This is a genomic window from Martinezella sp. CNPSo 3964 (assembly GCF_057784375.1).
In genome coordinates this window covers 1-11,559 of the sequence record NZ_JBXSOW010000007.1, presented here as the reverse complement: position 1 = coordinate 11,559, position 11,559 = coordinate 1, and the positions used below count along the sequence as shown (strand labels likewise).

Genomic DNA, 11,559 nt, shown 5'->3' with positions numbered 1-11,559 from the left:
GCGTTTCCTTTCCCGTTATTCTCCAATGTCCGGAGGGCGTTGAAAATGCAGTCTGGTATCTATGTGGCGCTGTCGTCCCAGATGGCGCTTGAGCGGCGGTTGACCACGATCGCCGATAATCTGGCCAACGTGAACACCACGGGTTTCCGCGGCACCGAGGTCAAGTTCGATCAGGTCCTCAGCAATACCCAAAACAAACTCAACGCCAAGGTCGCCTTCGTCTCCCAGGGCAACGACTACCTCTCCACGGACAATGGCGAACTTCAGAACACCGGCAATCTCTTCGATTTCGCCGTCAAGGGTGACGCCTATTTCGGCATGAACACGCCGGCAGGCCTGGTGCTGAGCCGCGATGGCCGCTTTACCATGACCGAAAGCGGCGCGCTGGTTTCCACCCGCGGCTTCCCGGTCCTCGATCCTGGCGGTGCGCCGATCCAGCTCGATCCCGCCGGCGGTCCGCCGAGCGTCGCGTCGAACGGTACGATCACGCAGAACGGCCGCCGCATGGGCCAGATCGGCCTCTATAGCGCCGACGTCAGCAAGGGCTTCCTGCGCTACGAAAACAGCGGCATCCTGCCGACCGATACGCCACAGGCGGTGATCGATCGCTCGAATATCGGCATCGCCCAAGGCTATCTCGAAAACTCCAACGTCAACGGCATGCGGGAAATGACCAATCTGATCGAGGTCAGCCGCGCCTTCGATAACATCAGCACGCTCACCGGCAGCAGTGAAGGCACGCTTACCGACGCCATCAAGACCCTCGGCGGCAGCCAGTAAAGAGACTGATGATGGTCGAGGATCGGTTGCCGGAAGGCGCACTGTCGCCGAAGCTTTCGCATATGGCCGTTCTGGCCGGCCAGTATGCGATGGCGGAGAATGCCGTGGCCCATGGTGGCCACGTGCGCACCATCGCCGCCGGGCATTATACGGTTGCCGGCCTGTCTAGGCAGGTGCGCCTCGGCGATTTCGTTGCGCATCGGTCGGCAACGGGCGTTCACCTCGGCGAGGTCGTCCGCGTCGAGCCGGAACTCACCTATGTCTGTCCGATCGAGCCGGGCGAACCGATCGGCATTCAGGATACCATCATCCGCAAGGGCGCTTTCCGCATCGCGCCCGATGACAGCTGGTGCGGCCGCACGATCAACTCGCTCGGCGAGCCGATCGACGGACTGGGACCGCTGACAGCCGGTCTCGAAGCGCGCTCGATCTCCAACACCGCACCGCCGTCGATGACCCGCAAGCGTGTCGAGACCGGGTTCAAGACCGGTGTCCGTGCCATCGATATCTTCTCGCCGCTCTGCCTTGGTCAGCGCCTCGGCATCTTTGCCGGTTCCGGCGTCGGAAAATCGACGCTGCTGTCGATGCTGGCGCGGGCCGATGCCTTCGACAAGGTGGTGATCGCCCTCGTCGGCGAACGCGGCCGTGAAGTGCGCGAATTCATCGAGGATACGCTCGGCTCTCACATGCGGAAATCGGTAGCCGTGGTCGCGACGAGCGACGAGAGCCCGATGCTGCGCAAGATGGCGCCGCTTTCGGCTATCACGATCGCTGAGCATTTTCGCGACAGGGGTGACAACGTTCTCCTGATCGTCGACAGCGTCACCCGTTTCGCCCATGCCATCCGCGAAGTGGCGACCGCCTCCGGCGAGCCGCCGATCGCGCGCGGATATCCGGCGTCCGTCTTCACCGAACTGCCGCGCCTTCTCGAGCGCGCCGGCCCAGGGCCGGAAGGCACCGGTACGATCACCGCCATCATCTCCATCCTGGTGGACGGCGACAATCACAACGACCCGATCGCTGATTCCACCCGTGGCATTCTCGATGGCCACATCGTCCTACAGCGCAGTCTTGCCGAAGAAGGGCGCTACCCGCCGATCGATCCGCTCGCATCCGTCTCCCGTCTGGCGCGAAAGGCCTGGACGTCGGATCAGGAGAAGCTGGTCTCGCGTCTGAAGGCGCTGGTGCACCGCTACGAAGAGACGCGCGACTTGCGGCTGATCGGCGGCTACCGCCAAGGCAGCGACGCCGATCTCGATATCGCCGTGCGCCAGGTGCCGATCATCTACGACATACTGAAGCAGACGCCGGGCGAGGAGCCTTCTGCGGATGCCTTCACCGATCTTGCGACGGCCCTCAGAAATGCTTCGAGCGGTGTCCCCGCCAGAGCCAAGTGATGGTCGCGCGCAGCACTATCTCGATTTTTTCTTGTCCGCAGCCTGCCGGATATCGCCGAATGTCATGCCGAAAAAGGGGCCAGAAGTGAAAGAATCCGACGCAGACGAACCGGTTGCCCCGCCGAAATCGGCGAGAAGGCGAACCGTTACGGACAAGGCTTTGGCCTTCACGGGACTGGCGCTTGCCGGTGCCTCTGCCTTCTTCCCCTGGTACGTCTTTCTGAACCCGGACAAGTTCGGCATTCAGGTGGCCGAAGGCGATCGCAGCCGCGATTTGCCGAACTGGCCTGGCCGTACCATCGTCAGCGTATCGCCGCTCGCCATGGTCAACAAGAATCCCGCCGAGCCGAAGGATTTCATTCCCGATCCGCTGACGACGGCGACGGTCAGCAACGCCGGTCGCGAAGACGACAAGGGGCCTCCTGCCGATCAGCAGCCGTTCCCTGGCAAGTCCGCATTTCAACTGCTGCATGTCGCCAATGGCCGCGCGCTGATCGAGGATGATACCGGCATGTACGTCGTGCGTGTCGGATCGCTTCTGCCCGACAACAGCCGGTTGGCTTCGATCGAACAGCGAGAGGGAAAATGGGTCATCGTCACCTCGGCGGGCGATGTCTACGGCAACAATTGAAGAAAACCCGGAATCGCCTGGATTTCAGGCACTTCGAAGACTTTACAGGAACGCATTTCTCGCAAGTCCCACGCAAGATTATCCCGCTAGATTCCCAGTGTAAGAACGGAGAGAAGCCCATGCAACCCATTCAGCTCTTTGACCTGGCCTCGCGGCAAGCCGAGTGGCTCCAGGTGCGTCAGGAGGTTGTTGCCGGCAATATCGCCAATGCCAATACGCCGAAGTTTCGCGCCAAGGATGTCACGCCGTTTCAGGCCGTTCTGGACAACCAGAATGCCAGCATGGCCCGGACCAATCCCGCGCATCTTTCGGGCAGCGAATTCAGCACGAGCGGCAACGTCAACGTTGAGGACGCGTCGCTCAACCAGGAAATTGGTGTCCAGGAGTCGGGTAACACCGTCGGTCTGGAAGACGAGCTCGCGAAGGCCGGTGAAATCAAGCGCCAGTACAGCTTGAACACCGCTCTCGTCGGCTCCTTTCATCGCATGATGTTGATGACCGTAAAACAATAGATGAAGTGAAGATGTCATGGACCCCTTATCAGCCGCATTGAAGATTGCGGGCTCCGGCCTGGAGGCTCAATCGACACGTCTGCGTGTCGTCTCCGAAAATATCGCCAACGCCCGTTCGACGGGTGATACGCCCGGTGCCGATCCCTATCGGCGCAAGACGGTAACGTTCGGTGCCGAAATGGACCGCGCCAATGGCGTAACCACGGTCGGCGTCAAGAAGCTCGGCGAAGACACGGGCAAATTCGTCGAAGAATACGATCCCAGTAATCCGGCCGCCGACCAGAAGGGCTACGTCAAGATGCCCAACGTCAACATTCTGGTCGAGATGGCCGACATGCGCGAAGCCAACCGTTCATACGAGGCCAATCTGCAGACGGTCAGACAGGCCCGTGATCTCATCTCCTCCACTATTGATCTGCTGAAGAACCAATGATCGACTCGGTTAAGAATGTAGCCTCTCTCTCGGCGACGCGCGGCCTTAGCAGCATCGCCACGGATCTGACCTCAGCCGCTTCCAGCGCAATGAACGCCTCGCCGGCGGTCGCCGCGGGAGCGGATGCCGGAATGAGCTTCGCGTCGGTCATGTCGAATGTCGCAAAAGACTCGATCAATTCGCTGAAGGATGCCGAAAACGCTTCCTTCGCCGGCATCAAGGGCACGATGAGCACACGCGAAGTCGTCGACAAGGTCATGCAGGCCGATCAGACCCTGCAGACCGCGATTGCACTGCGCGACAAGGTCGTCTCGGCCTTTCTCGATATTACAAAGATGCAGATCTAGCGCGGGGTTGCCCGCTCTAATTACTTGATTTGGCGTGAGTTGTTCGCAGGCCGCTTCGCGGTTTCGAAGGTTCCGCCCTGGCTCGAAGGACGAAAGCATGAGAGCGCTCGCAATTGCCGCGACGGGCATGGACGCCCAGCAGACCAATCTCGAAGTGATCGCGAACAACATCGCGAACATCAATACGACGGGTTACAAGCGCTCGCGCGCCGAATTCTCCGACCTTCTCTATCAGACCGAACGCGCCAAGGGCATCGCTAACAGGCCGAACCAGGCGGTCGTGCCGGAAGGCGCCAATATCGGCCTCGGCGTGCAGACCGTTGCGGTGCGCAACATCCAGGTCCAGGGCGAGCTGTCGCAGACCCAGAATGAGCTCGACGTCGCTCTCGTCGGTCGCGGCTGGTTCCAGATTCAGATGCCCGACGGCACGACCGCATACACGCGCGCCGGCTCCTTCAACAAGAGCGACACCGGCCAGATCGTCACGCCCGATGGCAACGTGTTGGAGCCGGGTATCACGATCCCGAACAATGCGAGCAGCCTCGCCATCAGCCAGTCCGGCCAGGTGACGGCGATCATCGGCACAGCGACAACGCCGACGGTACTCGGCCAGCTGCAGATCGCCAATTTCGTCAATGAAGCCGGCCTGCAGCCGATGGGCAGCAACCTCTTCACGCAGACGCCGGCCTCGGGCGATCCTGTCGTCTCCGATCCGAACCAGAACGGCTTCGCCTATCTGAAGCAGAACTATCTGGAATCGTCGAATGTCGATCCGGTCAAGGAAATCACCGATCTGATCACCGCGCAGCGCGCCTACGAGATGAATTCGAAGGTCATCACGACGGCCGACGAAATGGCGCAGATCGTCAGCAAGAACCTGAAGTAGCAAGAGGGACGGGCCGAACATGAGGTTTCGCCGGATGAAAAGCTTGGCAATGGCATGGTTCGCCGCAGCGAGCCTCTCCGTCGTATTCGCGTCAGCTGCTCCGGTCGGCGCAATGAGCGCCGACGGCCCAAGCCTCGGAACCGCCGTGGTGCCGACCGAGACGATCTATCCGGGCGATATCATCAGCAGCGGTCAGCTCGAAGAGGTCGAGGTCACCAACCCAAACCTGAGTGGCGATTACGCCAAGCGGCTTCGCGAGGTCACGGGCTTGGTGTCGAAGCGCACACTTCTTCCCGGCCGAACCATCTCCATCTCGGCGCTGCGCCAGCCCTATGCGGTGACGCGCGGCTCCAATGTCCGTCTGGTGATGAGCATGGGCAGCATGACGATCACGGCAGCCGGCACGCCGCTCGATGATGGCGCCGTCGGCGATAACGTCCGTGCCCGCAATATGGACTCCGGCATCATCGTTAACGGCACGGTCCTGCAAAACGGTACGATCCGCGTGGTTGCGAAATGAAACGGCTTCGTCAATTTCTAGCAGTTCTATTCGCATTGCCGAGCCTGATCGTCGCGGATCCGGCTCTCGCAATGCAATCGCGCATCAAGGATATTGCGTCGCTGCAATCCGGCCGCGACAACCAGCTGATCGGCTACGGTCTGATCGTCGGTCTTCAGGGGACCGGCGACGGTCTGCGTTCCTCGCCCTTCACCGAACAGTCCATGCGCGCGATGCTGCAGAACCTCGGCATCTCGACGCAGGGCGGCCAGTCCGCCGCGAAGAATACGGCCGCCGTCATGGTGACGGCGAACCTGCCGCCCTTTGCAAGCCCCGGCAGCCGCATCGATGTAACGGTCAGCTCGCTCGGCGATGCGACGTCGCTGCGTGGCGGCACGCTGATCATGACCTCGCTGAGCGGCGCTGATGGACAGATTTACGCTGTGGCACAGGGCTCCGTGATCGTATCGGGCTTCCAGGCGCAGGGTGCGGCCGCCACGGTGACCGAAGGTGTGACAACGGCCGGCCGCGTGCCCGGCGGCGCCATCATCGAACGTGAGCTGCCCTCGCGCTTCAAGGATTCCGTCAATCTGGTCCTGCAGCTGCGCAATCCGGACTTCTCCACCTCGATCCGTATCGCCGACACGGTCAATACCTGGGCGACCTCGCGTTTCGGCGCGCCGATCGCCGAAGCCAAGGATTCGCAGGAGGTGACGATCGCCAAGCCGAAGATGGCGGACCTGACGCGGCTGATGGCCGATATCGAAAATCTCAACGTCCAGACCGACACGCCGGCCAAGGTTGTCATCAACGAGCGCACCGGAACGATCGTCATCGGCGCCGATGTCCGCGTCTCGCCAGTCGCCGTCAGCTATGGAACGCTGACCGTGCAGGTCAGCGAAAACCCGCAGGTTATCCAGCCGGAACCCTTCTCGGACGGCCAGACGGCGATCCAGGACCAGACGGATATCACCGCCACCAAGAGCGGCGGCCGTGTGGCGGTGCTGGAAGGGCCTGACCTGAAAACGCTGGTCTCGGGTCTCAACAATATAGGCGTCAAGCCGGACGGCATCATCGCCATCCTGCAAGGCATCAAGTCGGCCGGCGCCCTGCAAGCGGAGCTCGTGCTGCAATGATCTTGAACGCCATCGCCAGAAAATTGCTGATCACCTGCAGTCTTACGGCAGGCGCCATGCTGCTGTCGCTGGGTACGGCGGCGGCGCAGGAGGCGCCGAAGCCGGCTACCGATCCGGCGTCCAGCCAGGATGAGATCCGTCAGTTCTGCACCAATATCGCCGATCCGGCCCGCGATCAGCGCTATCTGCTGCAGAAGCAGGAACTGGAAAAACTTCAGGCCGATGTCGATCAGCGCATCGCCACCATGGACAAGCGCAAGGCCGAATATGAGGACTGGCTGAAACGCCGCGACGACTTCCTCAAGACAGCCGATCTCGGTCTGGTCGATATCTACAAGAACATGAAGCCGGATGCCGCGGCCGCCAGTCTCAACGATGTGAGGACTGTCATCGCAGCGGCCATCATCATGAAGCTCTCCGCGCGTCAATCGAGCCTGATCCTCGCGGAAATGGATGCGAAGAAGGCGGCCGTCATCACCAATATCATCGCCAGCGCATCCGACCCGAATACATCGAAGTCGAAGGACCCCTCATGAACACGCGTCTTACGGCCGCCTGCGCAATCGTCGTCTTTCTCGCCGGTTGCCAGTCGCAGGCCCTCAAGGAAATCGGCAGGGCGCCTGCCATGAGTCCGATCGGCAGCGGTCTGCAATATGCGCAGACGCCGCAGATGTCGCAGTATCCGAAGCGGCCGCACCAGGTCGCACAGGGCTATTCGCTCTGGAATGATTCGCAGGCCGCCCTTTTCAAGGACGCGCGCGCGCTCAATGTCGGCGATATCCTGACGGTGACGATCAAGATCGACGACAAGGCGAATTGGGACAACGAGACCAATCGCAATCGCACGAACAAGAGCGATATGAACTGGAACATTACCGCCAAGATTTTCGGCTGGCAGCCCAGCACCAATGCCGATGCGACTTCGGGCTCCGACACCAGCACCGACGCCAAGGGTAAGATGCAGCGCTCCGAGCAGATCAATCTTCTGGTCGCAGCTGTCGTGACCGGCATTCTCGAAAACGGCAACCTGATGATCAGCGGCTCGCAGGAAGTGCGCATGAACCAGGAAATCCGTATTCTCAACGTCGCGGGCATCGTCAGGCCGCAGGACGTTACCTCGGATAATACGATCTCCTACGACAAGATCGCCGAGGCGCGCATCTCCTATGGCGGCCGCGGTCGCCTGACGGAAATACAGCAGCCGCCGAGGGGACAGCAGGCTGTCGACCTGCTCTCGCCGCTCTGATTTGACAGTGGACGGATACTGATATGGCAGCAGCCGCAGACGAATCGGCAAAGGGCAAGGGATCGCCGTTGATCATGATGATCGTCGGGCTACTGGTGCTGACCGTGCTGGGCGGTGGCGGCGGCTGGATGTTGGGAACGATGGTCGCGCCGCGGATCAAGGCGGCCACGGCCGCAGTCCAGGCGACTGCGAAGGCCGGCGGTGACAGCAAGCAGGCAGCTGCTGCCGCCCAGGCGAACGGCATCATCGCGCTCGATCCGATCACCACCAATCTCGCCTATCCCGCGCAGAGCTGGATCAGGCTGGAGCTTGCGCTTGCTTTCAAGGGACCGCCGGACGCCCAGCTCGCCCAGGCGATCCATCAGGATATCCTTGCCTACATCCGCACGGTTTCCTTGCAGCAGATCGAAGGTGCACGCGGCCTGCAATATCTTCGGGATGACATCCAGGAGCGTGTTGACCTGCGCTCGGAAGGACGGGTATCGAAAGTTATGTTCAGAACTTTCGTGATCGAATGAGTCGATTAGCACTTGCCCTGTCTATATTCGTCATTGCTGCATTGTCGCCTGAGCTGGCGGCGGCGCAGCAATTGTCGCAGCAGCTTCCGACCGATCTTCTGAACGCGCCGGTCAACGGTTCGGTTGCCGCCTGGATCATCCGCACATTCGGGCTGTTGACGATCCTGTCGATCGCGCCCGGCATCCTGATCATGGTGACAAGCTTTCCGCGCTTCATCATCGCGTTTTCGATCCTGCGCACCGGCATGGGCCTTGCGACGACGCCGTCGAATATGATCCTGCTCAGCCTTGCTTTGTTCATGACCTTCTACGTCATGTCGCCGACCTTCGATCAGGCCTGGAAGGATGGCGTGCAGCCGCTGCTTGCCAATCAGATTTCGGAAGCCGATGCGGTGCAGCGCATCGCCGAGCCGTTCCGTACCTTCATGTCCAACAACACGCGCGACAAGGATCTGAAGCTTTTCGTCGATCTGGCGCAGGAGCGTGGCCAGACGACCGTGGTTGACAACAAGATCGACTATCGTGTCCTCATCCCGGCCTTTATGATCTCGGAGATTCGCCGCGGATTCGAAATTGGCTTTCTCGTGGTGCTGCCATTCCTCGTGATCGACCTGATCGTGTCGACTATCGTCATGGCGATGGGCATGATGATGCTGCCGCCGACCTCGATCTCGTTGCCGTTCAAGATTCTCTTCTTCGTGCTGATCGACGGCTGGAATCTTTTGGTCGGCAGCCTGGTCCGCTCTTTCCACTGATACGATAAGCGGAAAGCGGTCATCGAAGCTGCTGCCTGATGACCGCTGTGCTTTACTCGGCCGCGATCGCCGCCGAGTTCTGGTCGTCTTCCATGAACGGTTCCGAACGCACCGGCAGTGCCGGCACGTCCATGTGGTCGGGTGCGAGCCCCTGCTTGGCCCGCGCCGCCATCATCTCGAAAGCCGTCTGCAGATGATGTGTGAAGCGCTCCGCATCGAAGAGCGGCTTGATGTAGCGATTGGCCGCCAGCGTTTGCTTGAATTGGGCGATACGCTCCGGCTGGCCGGCAAGCTGCACCGCCATGTCCTCGTAGGCCTTGACGTCGTCGGCCACCAGTTCTGGTAGGCCGATGGCATTCAGCAGGCTTTCGCTGACGCGCGAGGCGAAATTGGTGCCCTTGATGGTGAGAACCGGCAGGCCGCCCCAAAGCTGTTCCGACGTCGTCGTATGGCCGTTGACCGGGAAGGTGTCGAGGCCGAGATCGGCAAGCTGCTGGCGGTCTATATGGTCCTCGTAGCGGATACGGGTGGTAAAGACGACCCGCTTGCGGTTGACGCCGCGGGCTTCCAGGCGCGACCAGATATTGGCTTCCGCGCGCGGACCGTTGCATAGGAGCCAGAGCACGCTGTTCTTGCTGCGCTTGAGGATATTACACCAGACGTCGACCATCTGCGGCGTGATCTTGCGGTTGCCGTTGAAGGAAGCGTAGACGAACGCGTCTTCGGGTAGCCCGTGCTCCGCGCGCGTTGTCGGCCGCGCCTTCGGGCGGTTGAGCGGATCGTTCGGCTGGTAGCATTCGGGCAGGCGGCAATATTTTTCGTAGAAATGCGCCTTCGACTGATCCGGCAGGACGTAATGGTCGCCGATGATGTAATCGAGGTCGATGTTGACGGTCGTGCCGGGAAAGCCCAGCCAGGCAACGTGGATCGGAGCTGGCATGTAGTTGAGGATGAAAGCGCGGCTTCCCTTGGTATGCCCCTTGAGGTCGACGAGGATGTCGATTCCCCGGGCGCGGATCGCTTCCGCCGCAGCCTGGTTGGAAAGGCCGCGAATGTCGACCGTCGTCCCCAGTGCCGAATAGTCGAAGGCCTCCTCCTTCTGGTGAGCCGCCTCCGAGTGATCGAAAAGGGTGATTTCGAACCGATCCTTGTCGTGCAGTTCGAGAACGCGCTGCATCAGCTTCATCGTCGCATGCCCCGGCCAGAAGTCGGAGGAGAGGTAGCCGATGCGGATCTTGCTGCCCCATGTGTGCGGCAGCTTGCGGCGGGCTTCTGCATGCCCCACCGGCAATGGATCGGTGTCGTGGACCACGAGCTTGTTGAGCGCCTCGTCGCCGCACCAATGGAGATGGAAGAAGGGGTTGTCGGGAATGACATGCTCGAGCTTGCCTTGCGCAAGCGATGTCGTGACCGGGGCGATATGTTTTTCGACGGCCGCCAGATCGGATACTTCGCGTGCGAAGATCAGGTAGAGCGCGCGGAAAATGACATGGTCGGGATGCTTCTTGAACAGCGTCGTGACGATGTGCCGGTTGCTTTCGTCATTGAGATCGTCGGTCAGCAGTCTTGCAGCCATCTGGCGATGCTTGAGTTCCGGTCCTTCGACGAGCACCGTCTTGAAACCGGTCAACAGGTCCTTTTGCTGACGGCCGAGGAAGATGCGGCTAAGGACGAAGGCAAGGTCCGGATCCTTGAAAGCCAGAGGCAGGATCAGACTTCCGATGGCGAGAGCCTGATCGTCGTTGCCGCAGTCGCCGTGCAGCAGCAGGGCCTCCCGAAGATAGTCGTCGCGCTGCGGCTTTTGCCGGCCGGCCAGCTCGTAGGCGCTCGCCGCATCCGATCGAAAACCGAGTTTCAGCAGCGTCTTTGCCAGGAGGGCATAGGTCTTGGGCGATCTGTCGACGTTCAGCAGCTCGTTCAGCGTTTCGAGTGCGCGCGTATATTGCCCCTTTTGGTAGAAGCCGGACGCTGTCACAAAGGCATTTTTCGTATTCACGAGCGAGAACTCCGAGCAATATGTTGACCGGCTCCCGCCGAAGGTCGAGGGCCGGCATCATGGATTCGCTTCATGATCCCTCACGGAGCTTGCCTGAAACCGAAGCACCGGTCGGAAATGCCTTTACGGATTCTTAGCCACGTTCCAGAGAGGCGGTGTCCCCCAGCCTCGGATTTAAGAAATTGGCAAGCAATGGGTGCGAACTTCCTCGCGACATGACGGGTTTGGTCCTCTAGGAAAATGGATCGAGGGGCATGAAGCTGCTCCGTCATCGCCGGTATTCCCAGTCCGGTATGTCCTCCTTTCGTATCCAGTTTCCAGGGGACACTCCTATGACCAGCATTATTACCAACAATTCCGCAATGGCCGCCCTCCAGACGCTGCAGAACACCCAGAGTGCCCTGCAGAACACTCAGAACGCCA

The 11,559-nt window shown here is 60.7% G+C and carries 14 protein-coding genes; 13 read left to right on the top strand and 1 reads right to left on the bottom strand.

The window, feature by feature from the left end:
- Positions 1-45 precede the first annotated feature (45 nt).
- The 13 genes from flgF to fliP all read left to right on the top strand — a co-directional run bounded on the left by flgF (position 46) and on the right by fliP (position 9,140).
- Positions 46-780, top strand: a complete 735-nt coding sequence (gene flgF, locus AC13Q5_RS21105) for a flagellar basal-body rod protein FlgF (RefSeq protein WP_075855200.1) — start codon at positions 46-48, stop codon at positions 778-780.
- Positions 781-791: 11 nt separating this feature from the next.
- On the top strand, positions 792-2,177 hold the full coding sequence (fliI, locus tag AC13Q5_RS21100) for a flagellar protein export ATPase FliI (protein ID WP_075855198.1): 1,386 nt from the start codon (positions 792-794) through the stop codon (positions 2,175-2,177).
- 85 nt (positions 2,178-2,262) lie between these two features.
- Entirely contained in the window at positions 2,263-2,808 is a 546-nt protein-coding gene (locus tag AC13Q5_RS21095; RefSeq protein WP_457878690.1) for a flagellar protein, read from the top strand.
- 119 nt (positions 2,809-2,927) lie between these two features.
- Positions 2,928-3,320 (top strand): flagellar basal body rod protein FlgB, encoded by a 393-nt coding sequence (gene flgB / locus AC13Q5_RS21090; RefSeq protein ID WP_075855197.1) that lies wholly within the window; start codon positions 2,928-2,930, stop codon positions 3,318-3,320.
- A gap of 16 nt (positions 3,321-3,336) precedes the next feature.
- The gene (gene flgC, locus AC13Q5_RS21085; RefSeq protein ID WP_075855195.1) at positions 3,337-3,753 is read left to right on the top strand and encodes a flagellar basal body rod protein FlgC; all 417 of its coding nucleotides are present in this window, start codon (positions 3,337-3,339) and stop codon (positions 3,751-3,753) included.
- Positions 3,750-4,100 (top strand): flagellar hook-basal body complex protein FliE, encoded by a 351-nt coding sequence (gene fliE / locus AC13Q5_RS21080; protein WP_174175320.1) that lies wholly within the window; start codon positions 3,750-3,752, stop codon positions 4,098-4,100. The genes flgC and fliE overlap by 4 nt, the downstream gene beginning before the upstream one ends.
- 97 nt (positions 4,101-4,197) lie before the next feature.
- Positions 4,198-4,986, top strand: a complete 789-nt coding sequence (gene flgG, locus AC13Q5_RS21075) for a flagellar basal-body rod protein FlgG (RefSeq protein ID WP_075855192.1) — start codon at positions 4,198-4,200, stop codon at positions 4,984-4,986.
- Between the two features lie 34 nt (positions 4,987-5,020).
- On the top strand, positions 5,021-5,506 hold the full coding sequence (flgA, locus tag AC13Q5_RS21070) for a flagellar basal body P-ring formation chaperone FlgA (RefSeq protein ID WP_425298702.1): 486 nt from the start codon (positions 5,021-5,023) through the stop codon (positions 5,504-5,506).
- A complete protein-coding gene (locus AC13Q5_RS21065; protein WP_075855189.1) occupies positions 5,503-6,621 on the top strand; it encodes a flagellar basal body P-ring protein FlgI in 1,119 nt (372 codons plus the stop codon). Before flgA ends, AC13Q5_RS21065 begins: the two co-directional genes overlap by 4 nt.
- Entirely contained in the window at positions 6,618-7,157 is a 540-nt protein-coding gene (locus AC13Q5_RS21060; RefSeq protein WP_075855188.1) for a MotE family protein, read from the top strand. The genes AC13Q5_RS21065 and AC13Q5_RS21060 overlap by 4 nt, the downstream gene beginning before the upstream one ends.
- Complete coding sequence (gene flgH / locus AC13Q5_RS21055) at positions 7,154-7,867, top strand: flagellar basal body L-ring protein FlgH (RefSeq protein WP_075855186.1); 714 nt, start codon at positions 7,154-7,156, stop codon at positions 7,865-7,867. Before AC13Q5_RS21060 ends, flgH begins: the two co-directional genes overlap by 4 nt.
- Positions 7,868-7,890: 23 nt before the next feature.
- Positions 7,891-8,385 (top strand): flagellar basal body-associated FliL family protein, encoded by a 495-nt coding sequence (locus tag AC13Q5_RS21050; protein WP_488503039.1) that lies wholly within the window; start codon positions 7,891-7,893, stop codon positions 8,383-8,385.
- Positions 8,382-9,140: a flagellar type III secretion system pore protein FliP gene (gene fliP, locus AC13Q5_RS21045; protein ID WP_457891998.1), complete on the top strand. Its 759-nt coding sequence runs from the start codon at positions 8,382-8,384 to the stop codon at positions 9,138-9,140. Before AC13Q5_RS21050 ends, fliP begins: the two co-directional genes overlap by 4 nt.
- A 52-nt stretch (positions 9,141-9,192) precedes the next feature.
- On the opposite strand, the gene AC13Q5_RS21040 is transcribed toward fliP, so the two are convergent.
- Entirely contained in the window at positions 9,193-11,136 is a 1,944-nt protein-coding gene (locus AC13Q5_RS21040; RefSeq protein ID WP_488503038.1) for an O-linked N-acetylglucosamine transferase, SPINDLY family protein, read from the bottom strand.
- Positions 11,137-11,559 lie beyond the last annotated feature (423 nt).